This window comes from Rhizobium viscosum, from assembly GCF_014873945.1.
Lineage (GTDB): Bacteria > Pseudomonadota > Alphaproteobacteria > Rhizobiales > Rhizobiaceae > Rhizobium > Rhizobium viscosum.
Map to the genome: position 1 here is coordinate 3,820,722 of NZ_JADBEC010000001.1, position 26,769 is coordinate 3,847,490.

The following is a 26,769-nucleotide window of genomic DNA, read 5'->3' on the forward strand; positions in this document are numbered from 1 at the left end:
TCATGCGGTATCGAAAGGCTGAAGGCTGCAGGAGATGATTTCCGAGCGCGGCGGACCGTCATATCGTCCGGAAATGCGTTCGAGCAGCATGGCTGTGGCGCGCTCGGCAAGGGCTGCAGGCGGGCGGCCGACGCGCGTCAGGCGCGGGCGCACATATTCGAGCTGCGTCTGGTCGCCGAAGACGGCAACCGCCATATCCTCGGGAATCCGGATACCGCGATCGTAGAATTCGGCAAGCGCGCCCGATGCCATCAGGAAGTTGGCGAAGAAGACCACGGAGGGCAGGGCGCCCTTATGGCGATCGAGCAGCCATTCGACCGCCGCCTTGCCCGAGGGGCCGAGATAGCTGCCCTCGAAGCGGAAGGCGGGGTCCGGCTCGACGCCGCCATCGCGCAATCCCTGCTCGAAACCCGCCGCACGCGCCATGGCCTCGGCAAAGAAGGACGGGCCGGTGACGTGGGCAATGCGCGTATGTCCTTTCGATGCCAGATACTCGCCCATCAGGCGGCCGCCACCGAAATCGTCGATCTTCAGGCTGTCGACTGCCCGGTTCGGCAGGTCGCCGATGAAGACCGTCGGCAGATCGATGCCGACAAGCGCGTCGTGCATTCCGTGCAAAGCGAAATCACCGACGATCAGCCCGTCGATGCGGCGGTTGCGGATCTGGCGCAGGTATTCGCGTCCATGTTCCTGCGAATGGCCGCCCGGCACGTCGGTGTTGAAAATCAGCATGTCGAGCCCGGCCGCTTCCAGCTCCGACTGCGCCGTCTTGACGAGCTCGGGGTAGAAGGGGTTGCGGATATCGGGGATCAGCATGGCGACCAGATTGGTCTTGCCGGTGCGCAGGCTCTGGGCCTGCGGGTTCGGCACGTAGCCAAGCTCTTCGACTGCCGCGAGCACTTTTTCACGCAGCGCCTGCGAGACGCGATCGGCATGATTGAGCACATGCGAGACCGTCGTCCGCGATACTCCTGCTCGTTCTGCGACTTTGCCTATCGTGCTCATGAGTGCATAAAAACACACAAAAATCGATTTGCAAATCGATTTGCAATAATCGGAACAGCTTTTTTGCTGTCGTGTTTTCTCAAGGTTGCCCTATGATCGGCGAAGAGGCGGAAATAAAAAATCAGCCGCAATGTCGGATCGGTGAGATCAGATCCGTCCTAGAGGCATTGCCAAAGTTCAATCCAAAGGAGGATCATCATGCCGAGTACAATCAAGCTTCACCGCGTCCTGGCAACCACGCCGGACAAGGTCTATCGTGCTTTCCTGGAGGCCGATGCCGTGGCCAAATGGCTTCCGCCGAACGGCTTCACCTGCACGGTTCATCATCTGGAGCCTGTCGTCGGCGGAACGCACAGGATGTCTTTCCGCAACTTCACGACCGGCCACAGCCATGCCTTCGGCGGCGAGTATCTGGAACTCGTTCCCGGCCAGAAGATTCGCTATACGGACAAGTTCGACGACGCCAATCTGCCCGGCGAGATGGACGTGACCGTGACCCTGACGAAAGTTTCGGTCGGCACTGAACTCCATGTGGTGCAGGCCGGCGTTCCGGATTTCATTCCGCCGGAGGCCTGCTATCTCGGCTGGCAGGAATCGCTGCGCAACCTCGCACGCCTGGTCGAGCCCGATATTCAGGAGTAAGCGTCAGGACCCAAGAGGAGGCCGGGTCTGGAAACTGTTTTCAGGTCCGGCCTTTTTCCATGCTTGCTGACGAAGCAGGCCGCTGTGATGCATATTGACAATATGTGCCACGCCTGCCCACGCTATGAGTTCGCCGAGCTACCATATCAAAGTGTGATTTCGCCTGCGGGAATATCTGCGAGAGTCGCTCCGAAGTTTGATCGCAGGAGAGCATTCAATGAAGCAGATTATCGTGGTGTCGCTGGCCGTTGGTCTGGTTACCGGCCTGGTCGGTTACAATGCCGCCGCATCCGGAGGGGCCGATGAGGGAAGCGCGCCGGCCCTGTCCGAGTTGCCTGCCGGCTACCGCGACTGGCCGCTGATCACCGTGGCGCACGAGGAAGGCAAGCTCAACGATATCAGGGCCATATTGGGCAACGATATTGCGATCAAAGCCTTCCGGGAAGGGGCCACCACCTATCCCGACGGTACCATCATCGGCCGCCTGGCCTGGGATTATCATCCGCTGGAAGAGAGCAAGGCGGCCTTCGGTGCTCCCCAGTCATTCGTTGCGGGGCCGCCCAAGAACGGCGTGCAGTTCATGATCAAGGACGTGAAAAAATATGCTTCGACCGGCGGCTGGGGATATGTCGAGTTCGACGACGGCAAACCTTCCGCGAAAGCAATGCCCGAAGCATGTTTTGCCTGTCACTCGGTCGTCAAGGACCGTGACTTCGTGTTCAGTCGCTACGCACCCTGACCGGCATATCTGTCGCGAACCCGATTATCCGCTATAAGGCATCCATGCCGCGCATCGGGTGTCAGGGCGGTGTAGTCGGGGCTGGGTATGAGGTTTGCCGCTTGTCTTCTTTCCATATGGTCGCTCAGTAACGCGGTTGCGCCGCCGCTGATGGCAGCGTCCGCACCCACTCCGGTGACGGCGCCGGGTTGCGGCGATTTCCTCGCGCAGATCAAGAAGAAGCCTCTTCATGCCGAATTTGCCGGCTGCAACTATGCCCCGGATCGGCAGGGCAAACCGCTTGAGGCGACATACCGTGTATCCGGCCGGTTTGCGGCCGCAACCGAAGCCTATCTCATCAAGGCCGTGGGTTTGAACCGCCTGAAGCGCTCCTGCTGCCTGTGGGATTCGCCCGCCAGCCAGTACCGTGATTCAATCGGCCGCGACTTCCTGATCTCCATGGTCTCGGAGGAGACCATGGTTTCCAGCCGCAGTGAATGGCCGCGGATCATCGTGTTCGAAATCACGGTCGAGACGTTCACCGAGGATATGTAACGAGGCGGATCTCAATCCTCCGGGCCGAGGCGTGTGCCTTCATTCGATCTGCTCATCCAGTTGCCGAGCGACGGTTTCATAGTGGCGGGACGAGGCGGCATTCCCCTGTTTGGCGTAGAGGCCGGCAACTTCGCGGGCGGCCTTCGCGGCTGCGCGGAACGCGTCAAGCCTGACCTGAGGGTCGAGTTCCGCATCCTCGCCGATATCGCCATCCTTAAACTTGCCGACGCGATAGCCTTCGTCGTCGATCACGCCGATGACGGGCATCCCGGCCTGCATGTCCCCGTAAAAGGCAGGGCCGGCGCGATCGCCGTCGCGGCGGCGCAGCATTCCCGGTCCGGACGCCTTGTTATCGGGGCAAGCGCCGGTCCAGTATGTCGGACCTGCCGTCAGGGACACGGGAGAGACGAATTCGCAATGGCTGGCCGGATCCTTGGACCACGCCAGGCCGCCCGCCGGGTCCTGCGCCTGCAGAGGGGACGCGCACCACAGGGATGCGACGACTGCAAGGGCGGGCGCGGCCATCGGTGATTTTCGCTGCTGCAACTCTGTGTCTCCCTTTTCTGATCTCTGGCGTCACTCCATCCCACGGCTCCGGCCAAATTTCCAGCCGGGCTTGCGGCGAGCGACAGCCTTTTGCCACTGATTTCAAGAGCATGACATGATGCAGAGCTTGCCGCGCCTGCGGCGCTCGGCCAGTCGCAGATCCGCCCCTCAGGCAGAGCGGGAAAGCTCCTTCAGTGCGTGGGCCGCGCTGTGGTAGCGTTCGACGAGCGCGCTGAATTCCGCCGCCTTCATGCCGCGGATGCCCATTGCCCCGATCGTGACAACACGTTGTTTGCGGTCGATCTTGCTGTAAATCGCCCGCCGCTTCTTTGCGGGAAGAGAGGCGGATGGAGCCAGCCAGAGGCGCAGCGCGAAGCGGTTGGAGGCAAAGACCTGATGGGCGTGGATATCGGTCCAGGCAACCGGCCCATCGAGCATCGAGGCCCGCAACCCCGCGGGCGTCAGGATCATGAGGGGTTGGGCGGCCGACTTGTGAAGATAGAGCGCATACAGGCCGCAAATGACGACGCCGGCTGCGGCAATGCCGGATACCAACGCCCTGGCGAAATAATCCTGTGCGAAGCCGATCTCCGCCGCAAAGACCGTCACCATCAACCCGAAGCCTGCAAAAATGGCCGCAACGATCGCCATCGTCCAGATCATGGGCCTGACATTGTCGTAGAGGATCGTTTCGCCGGGTGCGGCGGCGGCAAGTGCTTCGAGCGCCTGTCGGCGGGCCGTGTGCAGGTTGCGCACCTCTTCCAGGTAGTCGCCGCTCAGTTGCCGGCAAAGTGCTTTCCAATCCGGGAAGAGTTCGAAGGCGAATGTGAGGCCGGCTGGTTTCGGAGCGCGCGTGGCGATGCCGAGCAGCCGGTCATCGGCTGTCAGTCCCATTGCCTGAATGCGCTGGAGGGTCGGCGGATGCGTATCGGTCGGATGCGGCTGCCGATCTTCGAGCAGGGAGACCGGATCGGACCAGCCGTGGGCACGAACGAGATCCGAAGTCTCGGCAACCAGGTCAGGTGCCGGCTCCGAATTTTCCGCAGCCGGCACCCGATCGGCGGCAAGGCTGAAGACGTGATCGAGAGCTGGAGGGATCAGCCCGGTTCTGATGAGGGCAGAGGCGGCGCCAACGACGGAGCTGGACCGCGCACCGTTTCGGTCGGCATCGAATTCGCGAATGCGGCTCCAATGGTTCACCGCATGGTCGAACTGCTGAAGGGCATGAAAGCCCAGCATGGCTGCCGGATACAGGACGAAGCTGCCGCCGTCGCCACGCTGCAGGGCTGAAAGCGATCGCCAGAGGCCGGCATAGATCGGCGTGAACCTCTGGCTGTAGAGCGTGTCCCTGCCGGAAAAATGCGCCAGTTCGTGGCCGATGATCGCAGCCACTTCCGGCTCGTCGAGCAGGTCGAGATAGGGAGCGGGCAGGTAGAGTGTTCGCCCGCGGATGACTTCGCCTTCCGGCAGCAGCCGAAGTTCGCTCTCGGTGACGAAGAAGCCCTTGGTGAGGCCGACGACAACGGTGTCCGGCCGCACGGCGTCCTGCCGGTCGGCAAGGTCGCGAACGAAGCGGAAAAGCCCGGGCGCATCGGGCTCTTCTATCCTGCGCCCGAAAACATCCATCGGCTGGACGACGAAAAGCGCAAAGACGTTCTTGAGGCCGCGCAATGCAAGGAAGGCGCTGTAGGCGGCCAGTCCGGCCAGCATCAGGGCGAGGACGAAGAGCCTGGCGCTGCCGGCCGAGAAGTCCGCCCAGAGGCCCATGCTGATCGCCTCGAACAGGGCCGCACAGACGATGCCGATGCAGAAGCCGATGACGAGGGCTGCGAGGATGAAAGGCAGTATGACGCGCAGGCGCCCGAAACTTGCGATCAGCTGCTCCTGGGATCTCCGCGCCCTCGAACCGCTGACAGCAGCGGTGGCAAGCCCGAGGATGCCGCTGGCGAAGGCAAGGATCGCGCCGCCCATCGTGCCCCAGGCAAGCGGCCGGCGGATCGGGGAAATCTCCAGATCCTCTTCCGCCTGCTTCAGCGCCGCCCCGATTTGCCAGACGGCGGCCGTCGCCGAAAGCGTCTTTTGCCCCGCTGCCGTCTGGAAGGTCAGCATGGTCATCGGCTCGGTGGCGGCGATTTTCTTGATCTCGGCCAGCGTTGCTTTGAGCTCTTGCAACTGTTCCTGCGATTGCGCCGCCGTCCCGGCGGCTCGCTCGGCCTGCCATAGCCCGAGACCGAAGAGCAGAGACGGAACAAGGACCAGCCAGATCACAAGGCTCATACTGTGAGGAATCTTGAATTTCCGCATTGTCCCTCCCGATCGGGTGCCCGGCCATCAATAAAGTGCTCAGGAATTATTCCCGTATCAATTGTAGGGCAAGCGGCTGAGATCAGCGGCCTTACAAAAATCGACGTTCGATCGAGCGCAATGCAACTTACGGCTGTCCAGATTTCTATCAGGAGATTTCGTGATATAATTCCACTCTACGACGGATTATCCGCCGTGGCGTTGCGTGCACGGAGACTTGTCCCATGAGCGAAGTGGACGTTCTTTTTACCGCTTTGCGTCAGGCGGCTGACCCACAGACCGTCGAATGCATCGAGCATGTCGTCAAGCATGGCGCCGGTCGCGATCTCAACCGCATCAATGCGCTGGCCTTCGCCAAAGCCCATTATCTCGATGAAGAGAAGGTGATCGCGGCGTTTCTGCATGCCGCCCGCATCGGCGCATTCGAGATGACCTGGAATGTGCTCTGTCCAGGATGCGGCGGCGTGCTCGACACCGGCGCGACGCTGAAAGCGGTCGACCGGGACGCCTATCATTGCGCGCTCTGTGCGGCCGGATACGAGCCGACGCTCGACGAGATGGTCGAGGTCACCTTCACGATCAGTCCGCGCGTGCGCCGGATCGCTGCCCACGATCCCGACCGGTTGCCGCCGCTCGAATATTACCGGCAGATCTTCTTCTCGTCCGGGGTCGACCTGCCCGACGATCTCGAGGAAAAGTTTGCGCGCATCCTGCTCGAAATGGTCGAGCTGGACCCCGGCGAGCGAGCCTTCGTCTCGCTGCAACTGCCGGCGGAATTCATCATCATCTTCGATGCGGTGACGCATTCGGCGCAGTTCATCGATGTGCAGGGCGAGCCGACCGGCGAACGCCAGAACCTGTCGATGGTCCTGAGCCACGGTCATGCGCAGAATGAAACATTGACGCTGCGCCCCGGTCCGCTGCGCCTGACGCTGGAAAATCACACCGATCGCCGCGTGCTGCCGAATGTCTGCATCGCGTCAGACGAGATGCACGACATCCTCGGCCACAGGCGGCCGTTCCTGACGGCCAAGCGCCTGCTGACCAATCAGAGTTTTCGCGACATCTACCGCACCGATACGCTCGACGTCGACCAGCGCCTGAAGATCACCAGCCTGACCTTCCTCTTCACCGACCTGCGCGGCTCGACCGCTCTCTACGAGCGCGTGGGCGATCTCGCCGCTTTCGATCTGGTGCGCACGCATTTCCGTGTCCTGCACGAGATCGTCGCCACCGAGGCAGGTGCCGTGGTCAAGACCATCGGCGATGCGGTGATGGCGACCTTCCCGAGCCCGGACCACGCGGTCGCGGCAGCCCTCAGGATGCGCGAAGCAATGATGCGGCTAAACGCTGAACGCGGAGCTGAGGATCTGCTCCTGAAGATCGGCATCCACGAGGGGCCATGCCTTGCCGTCAGCATGAACGACCGGCAGGACTATTTCGGCCAGACCGTCAACATCGCCTCGCGCGTGCAGGAGCTGGCCGAACCGCATGTGATCCTCACGACGGAGGCGGTGGTCGGCAATGAGCAGGTTTCGGAGATGTTGCGTGACAGCGGCGTCACCTCGGCCTCCCGTATGGAGGAGCTTCAGGGTATCGCGCGCGAGGTGAGGATTTTCGCGCTGTCGTAAAGGGCCGGACGTTTCAGGTCGTGCGGGCTCGCGAGCAGTGAAACGGCCGCGAACGAGACAAGGCCGCAGAAGAGAAGGCCGCAGAAGAGAAGGCCGCAGAAGAGAAGGGCGCAGATGATGAATATGCCTGCGAGCTCCATCTTCGACGACCTCGATCCCGGCGATGCCCTCGGCGAGGTGCTTTTCGGGCTGATCATGGCGCTGACATGGACGGTCGGTTCTCGGCTCGTGCTGGACGAGGAAGGATTGGATGTCCGCAGCCTCGTCGTTGCGACAATCGGAGGCAACGTTGCCTGGGGCATCATTGACGCCGTCCTGTTCATCCTGGGGACGACATTTTACAGGAGCAGACGTCTTCGGCTGTTTCGGCAGATCAGGGCGGCCAGGGACGAAGCCACTGCGCTCGCCGTCCTCACAAAGGAGTTTCCGGTCGAAGGGGCACCGCTTTCGGCAAAACCCGCCGATGCGGAGGCGCTGTATCGCTCGCTGCTTGCGCTCACACGTCGCTCTGAGCCGGTAAAACTGTCCCTGACGAAATCCGATCTCAGCGCTGCGGTCGCAATCTTTCTGCTGGTCTCGGCCACCGCGCTTCCCGCCGTCATCCCTTTCTTTCTGATCGACCATGCCAACTTGGCGCTGAGGGCGAGCAACCTGTTTCTGATCGTCCTGCTGTTCGTGACGGGTTATGCATGGGCAGGTTTTTCAGGTGGCCGGCCGTTTTATGCAGGTATGGCGATGACCTGCCTTGGATTATTCCTGGTCGCAATCGCGATCGCCCTCGGCGGCTGATGGGATGAACGTCCGACGCCGGGCCTTGAGATAAAAAACTCAACGCAAAATCGTTGCTTTTCTCAAATCGAGAGCCGATGCAACTGACTTATTGCAATCTTTGCGTTTGAATTGTAGCTCTTTCTCATGCGAAACGACTGTCGTTCTGAAGCGGTAGCGAGTCGCCGCCGCTCTGGCAGAAAGTAGAAATGGGGGCATTTCGATGGGGTTTACTGAAGCTGTTCGGACTGTACTGACGCAGAAATACATAACTTTCTCAGGCCGGGCTTCCCGCTCGGAATATTGGTGGTTTCAGCTGTTCAACTGGCTGGTCGGTGTCGTATTTTCAGTTCTGGGTATTTTGACGGGTGGAAATGGTGTTCCGTCACTGACCAACTTCTTCTCGATTATCGGCGGATTGTATGCGCTCGCAACTATCCTGCCGATGATCGCCCTCATGGTTCGCCGCTTTCATGATCGCAATATTTCCGGCTGGTGGATCCTCGGGCTGATCGTTTTGTGTTTCGTTCCGTTGATCAACATAATCGCAATCATCACCATGATCGTGATTACCGTGCTCAGGGGCACGGAAGGCCCGAACAAGTTCGGCCAGGATCCGTTGCGTCCTGAGGTAAGGGCGGAGGTTTTTGCCTAGGGCGTTAGTTTACCTGCAATATCGGCTTACCGAGAGCTCCGTTCCCGGCAAATCCGTCTCGCTTGACGGCGATGCGGAAAATCAACGCAAGATCGTCATTTTCGTGAAAGGGCGAGCCGATACAACTGTATCGCTGCAATCTCCGCGTTTGAATTGTAGCTCTTTTCATGAGGAACGGCTTTCGTGCCAGTTGAGTGGCGAGTTGCCGGCACGCTTGCAGCATGTTGAAATGGGGAATTTCAATGGGGTTTAAAGAATCTGTCAGGACCGTTTTGACGCAGAAATATATAACCTTTTCCGGTCGGGCCTCCCGGTCGGAATATTGGTGGTTTCAGCTGTTCTTCTGGGCGGTACTGATTGTGCTTTTTGCGCTGTACGTTGTGGTCTCCGACGTGGCGCGTGGACCTGACGAATCCCCGTCAATCTCTAATGTTGTGGTCGTCGTCATGGGGCTGTTTATTCTTGCAACATTCTTGCCGCATACGGCCCTTCAGATTCGCCGTTTCCATGATCGCAACACGTCCGGTTGGTTGTATCTCGCGGCGTTGATCTTAAGCTTTATTCCCCTTTTGGGTCGCGGCGTAATCGGCGGAATTATTGCTCTTTCGTCGTTCAAGGGCACGGTAGGTCCGAACAAATACGGGCCGGACCCGCTGCGGCCCGAGATGAGAGCGGAGGTTTTTGCCTGAGACGCATAGCCATTCGTCATGCCGGCTTGCTGGTGGCCCTGTCATTGGCCGCCTCGGCCCAATTTTCACCTGCGCTGGCGCAGGACGGCAGTAGTCAGCAGGGCGGGAAGGGCGACCGTCCCTTCAGCTCTGTCGGCAGCGAATATGCCACGCAATGCGCGCTGAATGGCGTGCGCTGCAAGCTCACCTATGGTGATGGTTCCGAAAAGCGGAAGGCTGTGCCGGACGCGACGCTTTCGCGTGAGAATCGTTCGTTTTCCACGCAGGAGCCAGCCATCGGCGGTTCCGTGGGGGTCGTGCTGGTGCTTGTCGCCCTTGTCGTCGTCATTGGGCTTGCAATGTTTTTCGGCAACGGCGGCGTGCTGCTCTCATCTGCACCGCGTGACGTGAAGAAGCGGCAGGGGGAGGCGCCGGAGAGCTGGCGCACATCGGATGCCGGGACCGAGGAAAGGCCCAATGATGTCCTGCAGCGCATTGCCGCCATGGCGGATCGCCGGCAGGCGCTGGTGCTTTTGCTGCGGCATTGCCTGCTGCACGCGGCCGATGTGACGGGAACACGACTTTTCCGCTCGGATACGGAGCGGGCGGTTTTTGCGCGTCTGCCGGCAACCATGCCCGATCGCGAGCGGCTGGAGAATCTGCTGAGCGAGGCGGAGCTCGTTCATTATGGCGGTCGCCCAGTGCAGGAAGGGCATTTCAGTGCACTTCTGGTCTCGGCGCGGGCCTTGCTGTCGATAGGCAGGCTCAGCCATGCGTAAGGCCGGCCCCATCCTGATCCTGCTAGCTTTGGTCGGGCTTGCGGCGCTGGCGTTTTTCGGGCTGTCGCGGGACAATGATTTCGATCATTCGCCGCTCGGCAACAAGGGGCTGCAGGTTTGGCTGGAAGCCAAGGGCATTCCCGTCGTTCGCTCCGATCCGCATGTCGTCAGGGCGGGTTCGGAGCTCTCGCTGCGCATCCTTTCCCTGCCGACATCAGAAGGAGCGGCTTCCACACCTGCGGAAGACGAAGAAAAGGGCAACGCGGGTTTTGAAGACTGGGCCTCCGAGGCGCTCAAGCAAGGGCTTCCAACGCTGATAGCAATGCCGAAATGGCGTGCCAGCCTCTTGAGGGACGGCATTGCCGGGCCATCGGATCTGCTGGATCTCTCTCTCCTGCAGGGCGAACTCGACAAGATCAATTTTTCGGGGCTTCGCCTGCAGCGCAACGGGCCGGTTTTCGAAAGCGAGCAGCTGGGCCTGAGCCCCGAACGGTCGGGCGAGGTTTCCCTTTATCAGGCACAGACCTTCGACCGAGCGAGCCTGCCAGAGGGATGCCGGCAGATCCTGGGCTTATCCTCGGGTGCGCTGATCATCCGGTGCGAGGACAACGAATATGTCGATCTGCTGTCGGACCCGGATCTCCTGAACAATCATGGACTGGCGCTTGCCGAGAACGCCGGTTTTGCAATCCTGCTGATCAACAATCTGCGCGCCCTCAATGACAAGGGGCCTGTTTACCTCGATGCGACCGGGGCGCCGCTGGATGATACGAAACCCGAGGACGAGGGGCGCAGCTATGAGCGCTCCGGCTCCGATCTCAAGCGCTTCTTCGCCTATCCGCTCTCCATCATCTGGGGCACGCTCTTCGTCGTCGTGTCGATCTGCTTCTGGCGCGGGTTCTGGCGTTTCGGGCCGCCGCTGAAGGACGCATCGGGAAATATCGAGCTATCGAAATCTGCGGCGATCGAAGCAACGGCCCGCCTGCTTCGCCTGTCGGGCAATGACGGGCGGATGGTGTCGCAGTTCGTGCTCCATCTGCTTGCGGACAAGGCGCAATTGCTGTTCGGCCCCGGAGCCGGAAACGAGGCGGGCATAGATCGGCTGTTCAAACGCCTGGCGCGCCGCGACCATGCGGCGGCGCAGGCGCTGCATTCGTCGGCCCAGGCGCTGATCGACCGTGGGCATTTGATGAAATCTGCGGATCTGCACCGCAATCTCGAGACATTCAGGAAATCGCTAGGGAGCGTCGACTTTGGATCTGGGTGAATTTCGCAATCTCATCGCCGCTGTCAGGGGCGAGATCGGCAAGGTGGTGCAGGGACAGGATGCGATCATCGATCTCGTCCTGATCTCGATCTTCTCGGGTGGGCACTGCCTTGTCGAGGGACCTCCGGGCACGGCAAAGACGCTGCTCGCGCGCTCGGTTTCGGCCGCCATGGCGCTCGATTACCGGCGCATCCAGTTCACGCCGGACCTGATGCCGGGCGATGTGCTGGGCGTCAATCTTTTCAACTTCCAGACCAACCAGTTCCACCTCACCAAGGGGCCGGTCTTTACCGACATTCTTCTTGCCGACGAAATCAACCGCGCGCCGCCGAAGACGCAATCGGCGCTGCTGCAGGCGATGAACGAGCGCATGGTGACGCTTGACGGCGTTGATTACCCGCTCGGGCCGGATTTCTTCGTGCTCGCCACGCAGAACCCGATCGAGCAGCAGGGCACCTATCCGCTGCCCGAGGCGCAGCTCGACCGCTTCCTGTTCAAGCTGGTTGTCGATTTTCCTGATCGCGAGACGGAAATCTCGATCCTGTCGCGCCATGCCGATCAGGCGCTGAAAGCCGATATCAGCAAAGCCGGCATCCGGCCGCTGGTCACCAGCGAGGCGCTTGCCGCTGGCCGGGCGCTGATCGACGCGATCCATCTCGACAAGTCGATCCTGACCTATATCGTCGATCTCGTGCGCGCGACGCGCTCGGATGCCGATATTCTCTATGGTGCCTCCACCCGTGCCGCCGATGCGCTTGCTGCGGCCGTGCGCGTCAAGGCGGCCTTCGAAGGGCGGGATTACGGCCTGCCTGACGACGTGCAGGCGCTGCTCACGCCGGCTTTGCGCCATCGCATCGTGCTGTCGCCTTCGGCGGAGATCGACGGGCGTACGCCTGACGATGTGCTGCGCAGCCTCAGGAACCGCGTGGATGCGCCCCGGTAAATGCGGCCGTCCTCACACCTGATCGCGCTTGTTCTTGCCATGGCGGCGCTGACGGTCATCGTCAGCGTGTGGTGGCGCGACATGAGCATGCCGCTCGTCTTCCTGTGGGTGGTGCTGGCGGTCGTTACGGCGGGCGATCTCGTCTTCACGGCGCTGTCGGGGCGGATGGCCGTCGATGTCGATCTGCCGCCGCAGGGTTTTGTCGGCCACGCGGCTCCTTTCACTGTTGTCATCAACAGGCAGAAGGGCAAGCTGCCCGAGGGGATCGATATCCGGCTCGATGCCGCGCCGGAGCTTGTCATCGGCGAGCGTCGCATGGAGCGCGCCGAATCCGGACCGGTGAAGGCATCCTTCGATCTGCAGCTGACGCGGCGGGGGCAGTTTTCGGTGCGCGAGCTCTGGCTGAAATGGCCGTCGCACCTCCGGCTTATCGACAGGATCGTGCGCCTGCCGGTGGCGCGCGAGATCTCAGTTATTCCCGATATCTCGCCGGTGCTGTCAGGCGCGATCAAGACGCAGATCCTGCCGCTCGAAGCCGGCCAGAAGGATTTGCGGCTGCGCGGCGAGGGGTCGGAATTCCATCAGCTCCGGGAATTTGCCGCCGGCATGGATCCGCGCAGCATCGACTGGAAGCGCTCGGCGCGCATGCGCAATCTCGTGGTACGCGAGATGCGGGCGGAGAAAAACCACCAGATCATTCTCTGCGTCGATTCCGGGCGGCTGATGGCCGAGCAGCTCGGCGGCTTCACCAAGCTCGACCGCGCCATCAATGCGGCGCTCGCCATGTGCTGGGCGGGAGGGCTCGCCGGCGATCTCGTCGGCTTCTACAGTTTCGACAGCCGTCCGCGTCTCTTCGTGCCGGCTCTGCCGGGACGCACCGCCTTTCAGCGCCTGCAGACGGTCTGCGCCGAGTTGCGCTATGAAACGCAGGAGACCAACCATACACTGGGGCTGACGCATCTGTCGGGCCGGCTGAAGCGACGCTCGCTGATCGTGATATTCTCCGATTTCGTCGACAGCATCACGGCGGAACTGATGATCGAGAACATCCAGGTGCTCGCGCGGCATCATTTCATCGTCTATGTTGCTCTGCGCGATCCCATGCTGGCAAAGCTGACAGAGCCGGAGGAGACGACGCTCGATGCCATCGCCCGCTCGGTCGCGGCGCGGCAGATCGTGCAGGAGCGACGGGCCGTGATGGAAAAGCTCGCGCGTCTCGGCGTGCTCTGCCTCGACAGCACACCCGAGGCGCTGACATCGGATCTCATTGCCCGCTACATCGAAATCAAATCCCGCGAGATGATATGACGGATCTGCGCATCGACCCCAGGATGGATAGCGGCACGACACCCTATGCCGGCGGGGTGCCGAACGATCTGCTGCGCTCGGCGCGCTTCCGGCTGGAGCGCGAGGCGCACTGGCGCCAGTTGGACCAACTGGTGACACGGGCGGAAGCGGGTGGGGCGGCGGCGCTGAGTTATGACGAGGTGCGAAATCTCGCCGCCGGCTACCGGCAAGCGATGAATTCGCTGAGCGTGGCGCGGGATATCTCGCTTGATCGGGCGCTGGTCGCTTATCTGGAAAGCCTCTGCGCGCGCGCCTATCTCGTCGCCTATGCGCCGCAGGAAAGCCTCGGCGGGCTGATGAGCCGCCTGTTGCTGCGCGGCATTCCGCAGGCGGTGCGCCGCTCGGGCCTGCCTCTCTTCATCGGCTTCCTCGCGCTCGTTCTCGGCGCTTTTGCCGGATACAGGCTCTGCAGCAGCGATCCGAGCTGGTTCTATACGTTCGTGCCGCCGGGAATGGCCGATCTGCGCACACCGGATGCTTCGGCGGATTATCTGCGCTCGACGATCTATGGCGATGAACGGCATGAGGGAGACGGGCTAGCCGCCTTTTCGGCATTTCTCTTCTCCCACAATACGGGCATTGCCGTGCTGATCTTTGCGCTCGGCGTCTTCATGTCGGTGCCGAGCTTCATCCTGACCTTCTACAATGGCCTGATGCTCGGCGCCTTCTTCGCGATGTTTCGGCAGAAGGGGATGGGCTACGACGTTTTCGCCTGGCTTTCCATTCACGGCGTCACGGAGCTTGCGGCCATTTCGATCGCCTGCGCCGGCGGGGCAGGGCTCGGGCTTGCCGTGCTTCTTCCCGGCGCGCGAACGCGTAAAGACGCCCTGCGCCATCAGGCCCATGATGCAGTCAAGCTCGCGATCCTGGCCGCCCTGATGCTCGTCGTGGCGGCATTCATCGAAGGCTTCCTGCGCCAGCTGGTGCAGGATCCGACCTGGCGGCTCGTCATCGGCTGGGGCATGGGTGTCTTCTGGGTCGGCTGGCTTATGCTTGGAGGGCGCGAGGGCAGGGCTTCGCGCGAGCCGGTGCGATGAAACAGCCAAAGCAGTCAAACCAGTCCGTGAGCGAGGGCAAGGACGGCAGGCGCCTCCAGCAGTTCATTCCGCCGGAGGGCGTTCCGATCACGCTCGCCATTGCCTCGCTCGGAAGCCGTCTCGGCGCGCAGATCCTCGACATCATCTTCACGTCGCTTTTCATCCTGGTCTGCGCATTTGCGATCGTCTTTACGGGGGGCTTGCCGGAAAACGCCGCGACGATCCTGATCATCCTCCTGGGGTTCCTGCTGCGCACCCCCTATTACGTTCTCTCGGAGCTCATCTGGAACGGGCGCACGCTCGGAAAAAGGATCACCGGCATCCGCGTCATCAACGTGGACGGACGGCGCCTGACCCCGCATCAGGTGACCGCACGCAACCTCATGAAAGAGGTGGAAATCTTCGTTCCCATGGGCCTTCTCTTCACGATCGGCGCGCAATCGGCGCTGGAAGCGTGGTTGACGGTGCTCTGGCTGCTGGCGGTGGTCATCGTTCCGCTCGCCAACCGCCGCCGGCAACGCATCGGCGACGTGATCGCCGGCACGCTCGTAGTCGACAATCCGCGCTCCGTGCTGCTGTCAGACCTCGCGCTGTCATCTCCTGCCAAGGCTTCGTCGCAGCCGGCATTCGAATTCCTGCCCGAGCATCTCGATATCTACGGAAAATACGAGCTGCAGACGCTGGAGGATGTGCTGCGTGACACGACGAAGAAGCCGAACACCGAAGAGATCATCAAGATCGTGCGCACGATTACGAGAAGGATTCGCTTTGAGGATGCCGTGAAGCCCGGCCAGGAGATGCTGTTCCTCAATGATTTCTATCGCGCCCAGCGCGAGCATCTGGAGAGCCTGAAGCTGTTCGGAAAGGCGCGTGAGAACAAGTATCACGAGCATACGAAGACAGAGGCGAAGAAGCTTGTTTGAGGTGGGTGAGCGGGTCTCGCCGGCTGTTTTGCGCCCAGAAATTATTTTGGAGGGATGATGTAATGAATCTGCGTATTTTAAGCGCGTTGGCGCTCGTTCTTTCTGCCGCGGGCCATGCTCGAGCTGACGATCGCAGAGATCAAGCGGCATTTTATTTTCACTCTTTTACGAAATCGACATGCGGCTTCAACATGACGGTAGAATCGGCAAAAAAAGCTGCAGCCACTCTTGGAATGAGCGATCTTCACGACCCATTGTTTCCGGCATTGGGTGCAGTGTGTGCTGAGGTAAAAAAAGGAAACAAAGGCAAGGTTATCGAGATCCAGGTTCGCGACAGCCACAATGTGCTGCGCAAGGTCACGCTTGAAAAAGCCAAGTGGTGGCAGTGAAGGGGTCGCCGGGATGGACAAGTCGACAGCAGATCAAGACAAAGACGGCTCGAGGGCCGGGATTGATAAAAAGTCGCCGCTTGAACAGCCGGTGTATTATGGCAAATGGAACATGCTTGTTGCGCGTGCCCTGGAAGAAGGCTTCAGGCTTGTCATGAATGATTTCAAAGCGTGGCGTGCCGTGACGAAGAAGAAGCGTAAGACTCCGCGTTAGGCCGTCAGGATTGCGCCGAAAGCTGCTGGTGGCGAAACCCTTTGAAAGTTCAGGACGATGCGCGGAAACAAGTCTCGCCGCGTCCGTAAAACAGAAGTGAAGAAGCCAGTTTGAAGGTGGGGTAGAGAGTGAGCTTCCGGGCCGCGCCTGCTAAGCCCCGCCCTCAAGATTTTTGATATTCGAAACGGGAAATTGGCAATTGAAGTCGGGCAGCTATGTTTCCCCATTAAACAACAATTGTGGATCTATCGGATGTTGCGCAACGTTCTTTTGAATTCGCTGGTTTTTGGCCTGGCCATACAAGTAATCCCCACCGAATTGGCTTTGGCCCAGGACAATCCAAACGTTCAGATAATCCCGCGTGGCGATCCGGCCATGGCCAGAGCTCACGAGAAATCCGAGAAGGGCCTGGACGCCTTCCTTGAGAAATTGAGCAATCCACCGCCGGGAACGGAAAATTACAACATCAAACTGGGCTTTGCGGACAAGGGCAAGGACGTGGCGATAACCACGGATCAGATGGCGCAGGGCGTGGAATTCATGTGGGTCTATCAAATAGAGGCGTCAGGGGATCATTTCACTGCTCTGCTTGGCGACACGCCGGAATATGTCCACAACATCAAGCCTGGTGATCGCGTCGAGTTTGAGAAGTCCGATATTTTCGACTGGCTCTATGTGGAGAATGGGAAGGTAAAGGGAAATTACACCGTTTGCCCGTTGCTGTTGGCCGGTCCGAAAGAGCAGTTGGAAGAATATCGCCTCAATTACGGCATCGTTTGCGACTGATCGTGATATTGCTCGACAGCGCTAGCCGCCACTCTCCCCAACTGCGTCTGTTCGGACGCCCCAACTCCTTGATCCATGCACCGCCGAAACGCAATGGAAACGGCCCGGGTCCGCGATGGACCCGGACCTGATCCAACTACTTGACCGCAGTCACGGTCAGCTTGCCGTCGACGCGTTCAGCGACGAACTCGATATTCTCGCCTGCCTTCAGTTTCTCGAGCATCGCGGCATCCTTGACGCGGAACACCATGGTCATGGCGGGCATGTCGAGGTTCTTGAGGTCTTCATGCTTGATGGTGACCTTCTGTGCCTTGGCGTCGACCTTGTCGACGATGCCCCTGGTATATTCCTGCGCGATGGCGCCTGCAGCAGTGCCGAGGGAGAGCAGGAAGGCGAGGGTGATCCTGATTGCATTCTTCATTTTCGGTCTCCTTTGCGGATGTGTCATTCGGCAGCGACGCTGACGTCGCCGTGCATGCCGGCCTCGTAGTGGCCGGGGATCAGGCAGGCGAACTTGAACTCGCCGCCGGTGGTGAACTTCCAGACGATCTCGCCGGACTGGCCGGCCGTCAGGCGGAGCGAGTTCGCATCGGCATGTTCCATCTCCGGGAATTTCTCCATGACCTTCTTGTGCTCCAGGATCTTGTCTTCCTGGTCGAGCACGAATTCGTGGTCGCTTTGCCCCGCATTCTTGATGGAGATCTTCACCGTCTGGTCCTTGCGCACCTTGATCACGGCGGGCTGGAACAGCATCTTGCCGTCCTCGGTTTCCTTCATGCTGACGCGGATGGTCTGGGTGACCTTCGACTTGTCGCCGGGCTCGCCGACCGCCATTTTTTCACCGTGCCCGCCGGCGTGGCTGCCGGAAGCAAGCGCTGGGCCGGCGATGGCCGCAAGAGCCAGTGCGAGAGTATGAATTTTCATTTCATTTCCTTTGGTTGCTGGGGATTTGCATCAGCCGTGCTGCATCGGCTTCGGCGTGATGGTGGTGTTTGCGTCTTTCGCCTTGGTCGCGTCCGGCAGTTCGCCGGTCCACTCCCAGGCCTGGGTGCCGGGCGGGTTTTCGTACCAGCCCGGATCGGCGTAATCGTCCGCCGAGATACCCTCGCGGACTTTCACGACGGAGAACATGCCGCCCATTTCGATGGGGCCGTGCGGGCCCCAGCCGGTCATCATGGGGACAGTGTTCTCGGGAATGGGCATTTCCATTTCGCCCATATCGGCCATGCCTTTGGTTCCCATCGGCATGTAATCAGGTTGAAGCTTGCGGATCTTTTCGGCGAGTTTCGACTTGTCCGCCCCGATGAAGGTCGGGATGTCATGGCCCATCGCATTCATCGTGTGGTGCGACTTGTGGCAGTGGATCGCCCAGTCGCCGAGATATTTCGCGTCGAACTCGTAGGCCCGCATCGCGCCGACGGGAATGTCGATGCTCACCTCCGGCCAGCGGGCTTCCGGCCGCACCCAGCCGCCATCCGTGCCGGTGACTTCGAAATCATAGCCGTGCATGTGGACCGGATGATTGGTCATGGTGAGGTTGCCGACCCGCACCCGGACACGATCGTTCTTTGAGACCACCAGCGGGCTGATGCCGGGAAAGACCCGGCTGTTCCAGCACCACATGTTGAAGTCGGTCATTTCCATGATCCGCGGCACGTATGAGCCGGGATCGATGTCATAGGCGTTGAGCAGGAAGACGAAGTCGCGGTCGACGCGCATGAACTTGGGGTCTTTGGGATGAATGACGAAGAAGCCCATCATGCCCATTGCCATCTGCACCATCTCGTCGGAATGCGGGTGGTACATGAAGGTGCCTGACTTCACGAGGTCGAACTCGTAGACGAAGGTCTTGCCGACGGGGATGTGAGGCTGCGACAGGCCGCCGACGCCGTCCATGCCTGAAGGCAGGATCATGCCGTGCCAGTGGATGGTCGTGTGTTCCGGCAGCTTGTTGGTGACGAAGATGCGGACGCGGTCGCCTTCGACAGCCTCGATCGTCGGCCCGGGCGACTGGCCGTTATAGCCCCAGAGATAGGCGGTCATGCCGTCGGCCATCTCGCGCTCCACCGGCTCGGCGACGAGGTGGAACTCCTTGACGCCGTTGTTCATCCGATGCGGGAGCGTCCAGCCGTTCAGCGTCACGACCGGCTGGTAGTCCGGCCCGGAGGTCGGGTGCAGCGGCGGCTGCATGTCGGCCGAGGCCATGGCCGGGGCATCCGGCAGGCCCATTGCTGAGGTCTTCGTCCAGGCTCCGGCCGCCATCAGGGCAGCACCGGCGCCGAAGAGTTGTCTTCTGTTGAACATGTGAAAATCCTTTCTCAATGACCGCCGCCGCTCTCGGACGACGAGGCGACCTCGGTCCCGGCCGATGCCGCAGCCGTGCCGCCGCCATAGACGGCAGGCGCGAGGCTGGCGTCCGCGAGCCAGAAATCCCGCTTGGCGTTGACGGAGAGCAGGATGGAGTTGATCTTGTCGCGCGTGTCGGTGAGCAGCTCGAATGTGTTGGTGATCATGCCGTTGTAGGAGAGGAGGGATTCCTCCTCGACCTTGGTGCGCAGCGGGACGACATTGTTGCGGTAGTGGCGGGCGATGTCGTAGTTCGACCGGTAGGCCTCATAGGCCGATCTCGCTTCAGAGCGGACGTTGACGGCCTTCTCCGCCAGCTGATTGGCCGCACGCATGTAGCCAAGCTCGGCCTTGCGCATGCGCGCCTTGCCGGTGTCGAAGATCGGGATCGAAAATTCCAGCTCCCCGGTCGCCGTCGTCTCCCACTTCTTGTCACCGTCTTCCCCGATCTCCCTCTCGGACTCGGCTCCGGCAAGGATCTGGAGATCGGTGACATAGCGGGTCGCTTCGGTCAGGCCGGAGGAACGCGCGGTGGCTTCCAGTTCGAGCCTGGCTACCTGAAGATCGATGCGGTTGCCGAGCGCTTCCGCCTCGATCGTATCGCGTTTCATCAAAGCCTTCGGCAGCGGCGGCAGGCTGTTCGGCACCTGGAATTCGGTGTCCGGGCCCCACAGGCCCATCTGCCTTGTCAGCTCTTCCTTGGCCAGCCGGGCAGCCAGGCGGGCCTTGGCGGTTTCACCGGCGAGTTCGGCTGCGAAGACATGCTCGCGCGCCTGCGCTCCCTTGGCCATCGCCCCGGTCTCGCCAAGCTTTTCGGCAAGCTCGGAGGCCGCATCGGCGGCAGCCTGTGCCCGCTGGAGCTGGGTCACATTCTCCCATGCGGCGACTGCGTTGATCCAGGCTCGGCGCGTATCGGCCGCAAGCTGCAGCGTGCGGACCGCAGCGTTCAGTTGCGCCTGGCGGAAACGCGTATCGGCAATCTCGATATCGCGTTTCCTTGTTATCAGCGCCAGCAGGTTGGTGGTGATCGCGCCCTCGATCGTCTTGAACGCTTCCAGTTCCGGCGTCCCCATGCCGGAGAAGCCGATGGAGACTGTCGGGTTCAAGAGCATGGTCGACTGCCATGCCTCGGCAGCACTCTCGCCAAGATCGGCATAGGCGGCCTGGAGGCCCTTGTTGTTGATGAGGGCGATTTGGACGGCCGTTTCCGCGTCCAGCGTCTTCCTGCCGGCAAGGAGCGCTTTCACCTTGGCGGAGGCCAGTTCGGCTTCCTGCCGGTTTTGAACCCAGACGGTCTGTTTGGAGGCAGCACCGCCGACCTTGGCGGAGACGGTCGCGAAGCCGGCCTCTTTCGCCGCATACTCGGCACTGCTGACGCAGCCTCCGAGGAGGACGGGGAGGGCTGTGAGAGCAATAAGCTTGCGGATGACGGTCATGAAGCGTCTCCCTTTTTGGGAGACTGCTCGTCGTTCTGTTGTCGCCAGGGTTTGGGATCGACCGGCTGGCGGGCGACAAATCCCGACACGGGCGAACGATACTGGATCGGCCGGACGGAATAGGCCTGCCCGACATCGACGGGCGCAATGACATCGGGAGGAAGCGTGGATGCGCAGCCGCCCGCAATAAGCGGCAGCCCCACCACCAATATGGAAGGTTTCATCTTAAAAATCCGAATAATAGACTCTCACGGGCAGGCGCGGTTTTCACCACGGCATGCCTTCGGACCCGCAGATGCGGGAAATCGCTATTCAGATCTTGGGCGGGCGATGAAGAGGCGGCAGTTCGCCGAGGATGCTCTGGTCGTCGGTGAACTGGCGGATCGAAGAGATGACCGGTCCGCCGATCTCGTGTGCTTGCCCGACGATGCCGAAGCCGCCGCAAAAATCCTTGCAGCATTGCTGCTTGGAAAACTGCCCGTCATCGCTCGCGGACGAGCCGTGATCATGCTTTATGGAGGCATTCCGGACGACGCCATGATCGCCCGCAGCGGCGTGATCCTCGCCTGATATGGCGTGGTGGTCGTGCCCGCCTGCCGATATTGCCGGCGGCTGCAGATCGGGGAAAGCCGAACCGTGCATGGCGGCATTCGCATTGGACAGCGTGTATCCCGCCAGCGATACGATGATCACCAGCCGCACGAAAAAGAGCAGTCTGCTCAGCGCGTTCAGATACATTTTGCCCATAACTCAGGAGCTGCCATCAAGGCCGCTCCGCTTCACTATCCTCGACAGGCCCTCCCATGATTCGTGATCGTCGAGAGGCTGTTCGGATCTGCGTCTAGAGCTTCCCCCTACTGGAAGGTCAATATCCTTATCGCGTCCGATTGCGGTTTTATCGATGTCGGCGCTTCAAGTCGCGGTCTGGTCGTTACGCGGCAGGATCATCCGGTCGAGCGTTGCGTCACGCCTGATAAGCGTATGCCAGGCCGCTGCAGTGAAGTGGAGGGCGACCATTGCCAGGATGACGTTCGAGCCGATGACATGGAGTGGTGCGACGGAGAAGGTCAGGTAGCTGGCGACGAAGCCAAGCGTGGCCTGAGCGATGATGACGGCATAGAAGCCAAAGTGGAGGGCCTTTGCCAGCAGCCCCGCACCCATCGGCGATGCCGCCGGTGAGGGCGGGCGCGTGATCCGCAGCAGGAGCCGCAGGCCCATGAGGCCGCCGATCGCCATGCCCGTATAGTTGTGGACCTGGTGCTGAAAGACATCGAAGGATGACGGCTGCATGCCCATGTGCACCGCATGGTGAATCCGCTCGATACTGCCTCCCGTCAGGTATTGCACTGGCAGCAGCCCGGCGATGAGCCAGTGCAGGGCGATCTGGGAAGTCCTGTAACCGTCGCGCATCCGATCCTCCAAATGAGATGAAGGATGCCGTGTCTCGGTAAAGATTGGGTATCGGCAGCAGGATCGCCGTGCCCTCATGGCGCCGCTATGCACGTGGCAACAACAAGACCCGATGGCCAATAACTAAATTTTTACTTTAATTCTTATCGCAACCTTAGATCGCGGTGATGCATGCATCCGTATTATCAAACCGGCAAGGTGCGAATAAGCGCAATGAGAAAATACGCAACGTCGATCCCCTCCCTTGATGGGCATTTTCTGCTCGATATGGTCGAGAGAATTCTGATCGTTTATCTCTTCGCTCGCATCGTCTTGCGCATCGTGCCGGGGATGGGTGATGAATGGGCGATCGTCGATTTCACCCTCCTTCTGTCCGAAGGTGCCTGCGCCGCATTCATCGTCACCCGGCGCACGACGAGAACGACATCGATGAACCCGGCCGACTGGCTGGTGACAGCAATTGGAACTTTGGCGCCGCTCTGTGTCGAGGTGACAAGGGCAACGCCGCTTCTTCCATTGGTGCTGTGCGAAGCGATCCTGATGTTGGGTTTCGTCGTGCAGATTTCCGCAAAGTTCACCCTTCGGCGGAGCTTCGGTCTGGCGCCGGCCAATCGCGGTGTGAAGATCGGCGGTCCCTACCGGTTCCTGCGCCATCCGATGTATGCGGGCTATCTGATGACGCATATCGGCTTCTTCTGCGCGCATCCGACGCGCTGGAACCTTGCGGTCTATTCCGCGGCTCTCGCCGCCCAGTGCTGCAGGATACTGGCGGAGGAGAGAGTGCTGAGCAAAGATACAAGCTACGTCGAATTCATGAAAAGGACGCCCCACAGGCTGATCCCCTTCATCTTCTGATCTTCCGGCTCAAAGGAGCGGCGGCGGGGGATGGGCCGCCGCTGTTTCACCTCCCGCAGCCAGTGGAGCGGGCTCAGTCCGGACCCGCTTCGGTCGTGGCGGCGCTATCCCCAACCAGCTCCCACAGATCCACCTTCTCGGCCCGCCCCTTGACCTGCACCAGTCCCAGCGGGCGAAACGCGAACCGATCTCCCACCGCGTCGTGGATGGCCGCACTCACCAGGATCGACGTGCCGAAATCCTTGTTCAGCCCCTCCAGCCGCGAGGCGACATTGATCGTGTCGCCCATGGCCGTATATTGCTGGCGGGAAATGGCGCCGAAGCTGCCGACGACGGCCGGGCCGGTGTGCAGGCCGAAGCGCGTGAAGAGTTCGGGGCGGCCATTGCCTCTGTTTTCCTCGTTCAGGCGATCGACCGCGGCTTTCATGGCGAGCGCGCAGCGGCAGCCGTGTTCGGCATGATCAGGATCTTCGACAGGCGCATTCCACATGACGAAGATGGAGTCGCCGAGATATTGGATGACCGTGCCGCCATGACGCTCGGCGATGGTGTTCAGGATCTCGAAATAGGCCGAGAGCGTATCGACGACATCTTCGGGCGAATGCCGTTCGGATATGGTGGTGAAGTCCCTGATGTCGGTGAAGAGCACCGTCACGTCCTGCCGCGCCGCCTTGGCGACCGTTCGCCCCTCCGGGTTGACGATGCGCCGGACGACTTCGCGCGGCACGTAGAGGGCAAACTGGCTGATGGCATGGCGGCTGGCGGCGAGCGCTGTCGCCAGCGTATTGATCTCTGTAATCCAGGAATGGGACACGGCCTTCTCGCTGGTATCGAGATCGCCGATCCTGCGCGCCTCGTCGGCCAACCGGTTGAGAGAGCGGCTGACCATGCGCGACAGCAGCACGGATGCGGTGACACCCGACAGGACCAAGGCGGCGGCGATCAGCAGATTGTGCCGGAGCAGCCGGTTGGCCTCCGCCACCAGATCCTCCATCGGCACGATGATTGCGGCGGTGCTGCCCTTGAACAGGCCGGAGACACTGACGGGGGCGATCTGTACTAGATGACTTTCGCCATCGAGCTCGACGCGCGCCAGCCCGCCATTGGCAAAGGCCGGATCACGCCTCAGCCTCGCCACCGTCTCGATGCTGCTGTCGAAGCCGTTGGCCGTCGCGCCGAAAGCGCCAGATGTTCGCGACCATATGGCGATGATCCTGCTCATGATATCGGGGTCCGAATGGGCAATGAGATCATCACGGGCATCGAGGATATAGGCGCGCGCGCGCGGCGAAATCCCGCGCGCGTCCAGGAGCTGGCTGATGGTCCGCAGATGGATGTTGATGCCGACCACTACCTTGGCATCGTCGCGCATGGGGGCTGCGATCGTCAGCGTCGGGACACCCAGCGTTCCCGTGATATAGGGTCCGACGGAAACCGGCACGCCATCCTGAACGACGGACTGATACCAGGGGCGCTGGCGCGGATCGAAGGAGGCGTAGTCAACCTCCCGCTCGCCGATCGGCCTTATCTCACTGTCGAGAAACTGCAGCGTCGAGACGACATCGGCGCTTTGCCTGCCGGCGATCGTCCTGATCGCGAAAGCCGTTCCATCGGGTGCTGCAAGCGTGCGGCGGGTATCCTGCCTTGCTGTGTTGATGACCTGCAGGTAGGAGCCGTCAGGATAGCCGGTATAGATGCTGGTCGCGTTGGGGACGTTTCGCAGCACCTCCAGAAAGAACCCCTGCTTTGCCTTGATATCCTGTGGCAGCGAGGAGGCAAGCTGGGGCAGGGTGGAGGCGAGCGCCACGGCCTCCATGCCGCCCTGCAAGGTATTGCGATATCCCTCGATCAACCGCAGGCTCATGCCGCGCATCTGCTGCACGCCGGCGCTGACCGCAGCATCGCTGCCGCGGCTGAAGGCCAGCCAGATGATCGGCATCGACGTACACAGCAGCGATGCGACGACCAGGACGCCGAGATGCACTCTTAAGGGTCTGGACCAGTGCACGGGACTTCCCTCGAAATGCAGGGCCTCGAAATGCAGGGCCTCGAAAATGCGGGCCTCGAGATGCGGGCGCGTTTTCAGCACGCGTTTCATCCAATACTCGTCCGGCCGTGCAGGAATGAGCGTACCCAGCGGTTGCAGCTAACCGCTTTTCGAGGGGTTATACAAGGCGCTGATGGGAGTAGTCCGTCCGGGTAGGTCAGGCCTGACGGTGCCGATCGCTGGGGCGCGAATGAGAAGCCCGCGATTGAATGGCCTCCAAGCCTCTCGAAAATCGGCGGCGCGCTTCTATTTCCGCCATGGCCGGTATTTTTGCGGGCATCGCCATCGAGGGCGATGAGCGGTGATTTTCGAATGGGGGCTTTCATTGACGGACAATTTCTCTCAGCCCGCCCGCAGGGCCGAATGGACGCTCGCCGATTTCCTCAGCACCTATCGCTACTGGGCCCTGTTTTTCTCCTCGCTGCTTCTGGCTTTCGGCGGGCAGGGGCTTTCGACGGTCTTTCCGCTGATGTCGAGCGAAAGCGGAAGCAGCGTTCAAACGGTCGCGATCTTCTATCTCGGCTCCAATGCCGGCTGGGTCATCGGCGCTTTCCTGGCCTTCGTCGTCGCCTCCCGCCATGGGCGGCCGGCGCTGATCGCGCCGCTCGTCGCCTGCGCCCTTGTCACCAGCATTTTCATCCTGGCGCCGGCGCTCTGGGACGCGCCGGTGTTCCTGTTTTTCTTCGGATTGCCGATAGGCGCGGCGCGGGCGGTTTTCCCGCTGGCGATCGCGATCTTCCTGGTCGGCGGACGGCCCGGCAGGATCGATTTCGGCTGCGCGCTGACGCTGATCTCGACCACGATCCTGACCTCGACCTTTGCGCCGGTCGCCGCCTCCTGGCTCTATCAGGCCTTTCCAGGCGGCCTGGCTGTCGCGATCGGTTTTCTCGCCTGCCTGGTGCTTGCCATTCTCCTGCTCCTGCCGGCGCGGTCTCTCGCCTTCGACGACAGGCCGAGTGAACGCCACAGGCCGATTGCGCCGCAGAAACGATCGCCGCTTTGGGTCGCCGTCATCCTCGCCGCACCACTGGTGCTGATCGTTCTCCTCAGTCTCGGTGTCTATGGCTTTCAGGGCGAGAATACCGGGGCGAGCATCTATTCCGAGGTCGCCCTGCTTCTGGCGTTCGCGGTGCTCGCCATTGCGCTCGCGGCCTTCCTCTATTTCGCCTGGTGGTGCTATCGCATCCATGGAGAGCTTGCGGGTGCCGCGCCCTCGCAGCGGCTGCTCACGCCGATTGCGGGAGTGCTGATCGCCATCCTCGTGCCGCTCGGCCTGCCGGTACTGCTGCTCACGCTCGCCGATCTCCTCAACGATCGCGGCCGCGAGAGCGGAAAGGGGCGCCTGGTCTCCATCGCCTGGCTCGCCTTCTGGAGCTTCCTCTTCCCGCCTGTCGCGATCGCGCTGGTGCAGGATGCCGCAAACAGGAGCTATGACGGGGAGGCGCTGCCGGCTGCATAGGCCGGCGGAAAATATCGCCGGATGGAAAGGATATTGCGC

The 26,769-nt window shown here is 61.2% G+C and carries 29 protein-coding genes; 18 read left to right on the forward strand and 11 right to left on the reverse strand.

Annotated features, from left to right (window positions below):
• Window positions 1-1,005: a LacI family DNA-binding transcriptional regulator gene (locus H4W29_RS18830; RefSeq protein WP_192730268.1), complete on the reverse strand. Its 1,005-nt coding sequence runs from the start codon at window positions 1,003-1,005 to the stop codon at window positions 1-3.
• 198 nt (window positions 1,006-1,203) lie between these two features.
• On the opposite strand from H4W29_RS18830, the gene H4W29_RS18835 reads away from it, so the two are divergent.
• The 3 genes from H4W29_RS18835 to H4W29_RS18845 all read left to right on the forward strand — a co-directional run bounded on the left by H4W29_RS18835 (window position 1,204) and on the right by H4W29_RS18845 (window position 2,920).
• The gene (locus H4W29_RS18835; protein WP_192730269.1) at window positions 1,204-1,647 is read left to right on the forward strand and encodes an SRPBCC family protein; all 444 of its coding nucleotides are present in this window, start codon (window positions 1,204-1,206) and stop codon (window positions 1,645-1,647) included.
• 217 nt (window positions 1,648-1,864) lie between these two features.
• Window positions 1,865-2,386, forward strand: coding sequence for a cytochrome P460 family protein (locus H4W29_RS18840; RefSeq protein ID WP_192730270.1), 522 nt, complete (start codon window positions 1,865-1,867; stop codon window positions 2,384-2,386).
• Window positions 2,387-2,536: 150 nt separating this feature from the next.
• On the forward strand, window positions 2,537-2,920 hold the full coding sequence (locus tag H4W29_RS18845) for a DUF4952 domain-containing protein (protein WP_246517229.1): 384 nt from the start codon (window positions 2,537-2,539) through the stop codon (window positions 2,918-2,920).
• A gap of 39 nt (window positions 2,921-2,959) precedes the next feature.
• Here H4W29_RS18845 and H4W29_RS18850 read toward each other — a convergent pair whose 3' ends face one another.
• Window positions 2,960-3,445 (reverse strand): hypothetical protein, encoded by a 486-nt coding sequence (locus H4W29_RS18850; RefSeq protein ID WP_192730272.1) that lies wholly within the window; start codon window positions 3,443-3,445, stop codon window positions 2,960-2,962.
• 189 nt (window positions 3,446-3,634) lie between these two features.
• The gene (locus H4W29_RS18855; RefSeq protein WP_192730273.1) at window positions 3,635-5,770 is read right to left on the reverse strand and encodes a M48 family metallopeptidase; all 2,136 of its coding nucleotides are present in this window, start codon (window positions 5,768-5,770) and stop codon (window positions 3,635-3,637) included.
• 224 nt (window positions 5,771-5,994) lie between these two features.
• Here H4W29_RS18855 and H4W29_RS18860 point away from each other — a divergent pair, with 224 nt between their 5' ends.
• From H4W29_RS18860 to H4W29_RS18920, 13 genes are all read left to right on the forward strand, one after another.
• Window positions 5,995-7,401: an adenylate/guanylate cyclase domain-containing protein gene (locus tag H4W29_RS18860; protein ID WP_192730274.1), complete on the forward strand. Its 1,407-nt coding sequence runs from the start codon at window positions 5,995-5,997 to the stop codon at window positions 7,399-7,401.
• Window positions 7,402-7,518: 117 nt separating this feature from the next.
• On the forward strand, window positions 7,519-8,190 hold the full coding sequence (locus H4W29_RS18865; RefSeq protein ID WP_376776585.1) for a VIT1/CCC1 transporter family protein: 672 nt from the start codon (window positions 7,519-7,521) through the stop codon (window positions 8,188-8,190).
• Window positions 8,191-8,392: 202 nt separating this feature from the next.
• Window positions 8,393-8,824, forward strand: coding sequence for a DUF805 domain-containing protein (locus H4W29_RS18870; protein ID WP_192730276.1), 432 nt, complete (start codon window positions 8,393-8,395; stop codon window positions 8,822-8,824).
• Window positions 8,825-9,066: 242 nt separating this feature from the next.
• On the forward strand, window positions 9,067-9,513 hold the full coding sequence (locus H4W29_RS18875; protein WP_192730277.1) for a DUF805 domain-containing protein: 447 nt from the start codon (window positions 9,067-9,069) through the stop codon (window positions 9,511-9,513).
• Window positions 9,514-9,518: 5 nt separating this feature from the next.
• On the forward strand, window positions 9,519-10,271 hold the full coding sequence (locus tag H4W29_RS18880) for a hypothetical protein (protein WP_192730779.1): 753 nt from the start codon (window positions 9,519-9,521) through the stop codon (window positions 10,269-10,271).
• Complete coding sequence (locus H4W29_RS18885) at window positions 10,264-11,538, forward strand: hypothetical protein (RefSeq protein ID WP_192730278.1); 1,275 nt, start codon at window positions 10,264-10,266, stop codon at window positions 11,536-11,538. Before H4W29_RS18880 ends, H4W29_RS18885 begins: the two co-directional genes overlap by 8 nt.
• A complete protein-coding gene (locus H4W29_RS18890) occupies window positions 11,525-12,481 on the forward strand; it encodes an AAA family ATPase (RefSeq protein ID WP_192730279.1) in 957 nt (318 codons plus the stop codon). The genes H4W29_RS18885 and H4W29_RS18890 overlap by 14 nt, the downstream gene beginning before the upstream one ends.
• Window positions 12,482-13,789, forward strand: coding sequence for a DUF58 domain-containing protein (locus H4W29_RS18895; protein ID WP_192730280.1), 1,308 nt, complete (start codon window positions 12,482-12,484; stop codon window positions 13,787-13,789). It abuts the gene before it with no gap.
• Window positions 13,786-14,865 carry a stage II sporulation protein M gene (locus H4W29_RS18900; RefSeq protein WP_192730281.1) on the forward strand — a complete coding sequence of 360 codons (1,080 nt, stop codon included), beginning with the start codon at window positions 13,786-13,788 and terminating at the stop codon, window positions 14,863-14,865. Before H4W29_RS18895 ends, H4W29_RS18900 begins: the two co-directional genes overlap by 4 nt.
• Window positions 14,862-15,788, forward strand: a complete 927-nt coding sequence (locus H4W29_RS18905; protein ID WP_192730282.1) for an RDD family protein — start codon at window positions 14,862-14,864, stop codon at window positions 15,786-15,788. Before H4W29_RS18900 ends, H4W29_RS18905 begins: the two co-directional genes overlap by 4 nt.
• Before the next feature lie 62 nt (window positions 15,789-15,850).
• Window positions 15,851-16,177 (forward strand): hypothetical protein, encoded by a 327-nt coding sequence (locus H4W29_RS18910; RefSeq protein ID WP_192730283.1) that lies wholly within the window; start codon window positions 15,851-15,853, stop codon window positions 16,175-16,177.
• 13 nt (window positions 16,178-16,190) lie between these two features.
• Window positions 16,191-16,391: a hypothetical protein gene (locus H4W29_RS18915; RefSeq protein ID WP_192730284.1), complete on the forward strand. Its 201-nt coding sequence runs from the start codon at window positions 16,191-16,193 to the stop codon at window positions 16,389-16,391.
• 192 nt (window positions 16,392-16,583) lie between these two features.
• A complete protein-coding gene (locus tag H4W29_RS18920; RefSeq protein ID WP_246517230.1) occupies window positions 16,584-17,177 on the forward strand; it encodes a YegJ family protein in 594 nt (197 codons plus the stop codon).
• Between the two features lie 136 nt (window positions 17,178-17,313).
• On the opposite strand, the gene H4W29_RS18925 is transcribed toward H4W29_RS18920, so the two are convergent.
• The 7 genes from H4W29_RS18925 to H4W29_RS18955 all read right to left on the reverse strand — a co-directional run bounded on the left by H4W29_RS18925 (window position 17,314) and on the right by H4W29_RS18955 (window position 22,369).
• The gene (locus H4W29_RS18925; protein ID WP_192730285.1) at window positions 17,314-17,598 is read right to left on the reverse strand and encodes a copper-binding protein; all 285 of its coding nucleotides are present in this window, start codon (window positions 17,596-17,598) and stop codon (window positions 17,314-17,316) included.
• A gap of 23 nt (window positions 17,599-17,621) precedes the next feature.
• Entirely contained in the window at window positions 17,622-18,101 is a 480-nt protein-coding gene (locus H4W29_RS18930; protein ID WP_037107501.1) for a cupredoxin domain-containing protein, read from the reverse strand.
• A gap of 30 nt (window positions 18,102-18,131) precedes the next feature.
• Window positions 18,132-19,481 (reverse strand): multicopper oxidase family protein, encoded by a 1,350-nt coding sequence (locus H4W29_RS18935; protein WP_192730286.1) that lies wholly within the window; start codon window positions 19,479-19,481, stop codon window positions 18,132-18,134.
• Window positions 19,482-19,495: 14 nt separating this feature from the next.
• Window positions 19,496-20,959: a TolC family protein gene (locus tag H4W29_RS18940; protein ID WP_192730287.1), complete on the reverse strand. Its 1,464-nt coding sequence runs from the start codon at window positions 20,957-20,959 to the stop codon at window positions 19,496-19,498.
• The gene (locus H4W29_RS18945) at window positions 20,956-21,183 is read right to left on the reverse strand and encodes a hypothetical protein (RefSeq protein ID WP_192730288.1); all 228 of its coding nucleotides are present in this window, start codon (window positions 21,181-21,183) and stop codon (window positions 20,956-20,958) included. The genes H4W29_RS18940 and H4W29_RS18945 overlap by 4 nt, the downstream gene beginning before the upstream one ends.
• 88 nt (window positions 21,184-21,271) lie before the next feature.
• Complete coding sequence (locus H4W29_RS18950; protein WP_376776571.1) at window positions 21,272-21,706, reverse strand: hypothetical protein; 435 nt, start codon at window positions 21,704-21,706, stop codon at window positions 21,272-21,274.
• Between the two features lie 165 nt (window positions 21,707-21,871).
• A complete protein-coding gene (locus tag H4W29_RS18955) occupies window positions 21,872-22,369 on the reverse strand; it encodes a cytochrome b (RefSeq protein ID WP_192730289.1) in 498 nt (165 codons plus the stop codon).
• A 213-nt stretch (window positions 22,370-22,582) separates the two neighbouring features.
• On the opposite strand from H4W29_RS18955, the gene H4W29_RS18960 reads away from it, so the two are divergent.
• Window positions 22,583-23,224: a methyltransferase family protein gene (locus tag H4W29_RS18960; RefSeq protein ID WP_192730290.1), complete on the forward strand. Its 642-nt coding sequence runs from the start codon at window positions 22,583-22,585 to the stop codon at window positions 23,222-23,224.
• A 73-nt stretch (window positions 23,225-23,297) separates the two neighbouring features.
• Here H4W29_RS18960 and H4W29_RS18965 read toward each other — a convergent pair whose 3' ends face one another.
• Window positions 23,298-25,232, reverse strand: a complete 1,935-nt coding sequence (locus H4W29_RS18965; RefSeq protein WP_192730782.1) for an adenylate/guanylate cyclase domain-containing protein — start codon at window positions 25,230-25,232, stop codon at window positions 23,298-23,300.
• A gap of 364 nt (window positions 25,233-25,596) precedes the next feature.
• Here H4W29_RS18965 and H4W29_RS18970 point away from each other — a divergent pair, with 364 nt between their 5' ends.
• The gene (locus H4W29_RS18970; protein ID WP_192730291.1) at window positions 25,597-26,730 is read left to right on the forward strand and encodes an MFS transporter; all 1,134 of its coding nucleotides are present in this window, start codon (window positions 25,597-25,599) and stop codon (window positions 26,728-26,730) included.
• Window positions 26,731-26,769 lie beyond the last annotated feature (39 nt).

Bases quoted from the DNA above. Each gene is read 5' to 3' on its own strand.
- H4W29_RS18900 (WP_192730281.1), top strand. From the start codon at position 13,786: ATGACGGATCTGCGCATCGACCCCAGGATGGATAGCGGCACGACACCC.
- H4W29_RS18960 (WP_192730290.1), top strand. From the start codon at position 22,583: ATGAGAAAATACGCAACGTCGATCCCCTCCCTTGATGGGCATTTTCTG.
- H4W29_RS18875 (WP_192730277.1), top strand. From the start codon at position 9,067: ATGGGGTTTAAAGAATCTGTCAGGACCGTTTTGACGCAGAAATATATA.
- H4W29_RS18865 (WP_376776585.1), top strand. From the start codon at position 7,519: ATGAATATGCCTGCGAGCTCCATCTTCGACGACCTCGATCCCGGCGAT.
- H4W29_RS18845 (WP_246517229.1), top strand. From the start codon at position 2,537: ATGGCAGCGTCCGCACCCACTCCGGTGACGGCGCCGGGTTGCGGCGAT.
- H4W29_RS18860 (WP_192730274.1), top strand. From the start codon at position 5,995: ATGAGCGAAGTGGACGTTCTTTTTACCGCTTTGCGTCAGGCGGCTGAC.
- H4W29_RS18955 (WP_192730289.1), bottom strand. From the start codon at position 22,369: ATGCGCGACGGTTACAGGACTTCCCAGATCGCCCTGCACTGGCTCATC.
- H4W29_RS18835 (WP_192730269.1), top strand. From the start codon at position 1,204: ATGCCGAGTACAATCAAGCTTCACCGCGTCCTGGCAACCACGCCGGAC.
- H4W29_RS18925 (WP_192730285.1), bottom strand. From the start codon at position 17,598: ATGAAGAATGCAATCAGGATCACCCTCGCCTTCCTGCTCTCCCTCGGC.
- H4W29_RS18945 (WP_192730288.1), bottom strand. From the start codon at position 21,183: ATGAAACCTTCCATATTGGTGGTGGGGCTGCCGCTTATTGCGGGCGGC.
- H4W29_RS18935 (WP_192730286.1), bottom strand. From the start codon at position 19,481: ATGTTCAACAGAAGACAACTCTTCGGCGCCGGTGCTGCCCTGATGGCG.
- H4W29_RS18930 (WP_037107501.1), bottom strand. From the start codon at position 18,101: ATGAAAATTCATACTCTCGCACTGGCTCTTGCGGCCATCGCCGGCCCA.
- H4W29_RS18885 (WP_192730278.1), top strand. From the start codon at position 10,264: ATGCGTAAGGCCGGCCCCATCCTGATCCTGCTAGCTTTGGTCGGGCTT.
- H4W29_RS18850 (WP_192730272.1), bottom strand. From the start codon at position 3,445: ATGGCCGCGCCCGCCCTTGCAGTCGTCGCATCCCTGTGGTGCGCGTCC.
- H4W29_RS18950 (WP_376776571.1), bottom strand. From the start codon at position 21,706: ATGGGCAAAATGTATCTGAACGCGCTGAGCAGACTGCTCTTTTTCGTG.
- H4W29_RS18855 (WP_192730273.1), bottom strand. From the start codon at position 5,770: ATGCGGAAATTCAAGATTCCTCACAGTATGAGCCTTGTGATCTGGCTG.
- H4W29_RS18940 (WP_192730287.1), bottom strand. From the start codon at position 20,959: ATGACCGTCATCCGCAAGCTTATTGCTCTCACAGCCCTCCCCGTCCTC.
- H4W29_RS18895 (WP_192730280.1), top strand. From the start codon at position 12,482: ATGCGGCCGTCCTCACACCTGATCGCGCTTGTTCTTGCCATGGCGGCG.
- H4W29_RS18840 (WP_192730270.1), top strand. From the start codon at position 1,865: ATGAAGCAGATTATCGTGGTGTCGCTGGCCGTTGGTCTGGTTACCGGC.
- H4W29_RS18830 (WP_192730268.1), bottom strand. From the start codon at position 1,005: ATGAGCACGATAGGCAAAGTCGCAGAACGAGCAGGAGTATCGCGGACG.
- H4W29_RS18905 (WP_192730282.1), top strand. From the start codon at position 14,862: ATGAAACAGCCAAAGCAGTCAAACCAGTCCGTGAGCGAGGGCAAGGAC.
- H4W29_RS18915 (WP_192730284.1), top strand. From the start codon at position 16,191: ATGGACAAGTCGACAGCAGATCAAGACAAAGACGGCTCGAGGGCCGGG.
- H4W29_RS18910 (WP_192730283.1), top strand. From the start codon at position 15,851: ATGAATCTGCGTATTTTAAGCGCGTTGGCGCTCGTTCTTTCTGCCGCG.
- H4W29_RS18870 (WP_192730276.1), top strand. From the start codon at position 8,393: ATGGGGTTTACTGAAGCTGTTCGGACTGTACTGACGCAGAAATACATA.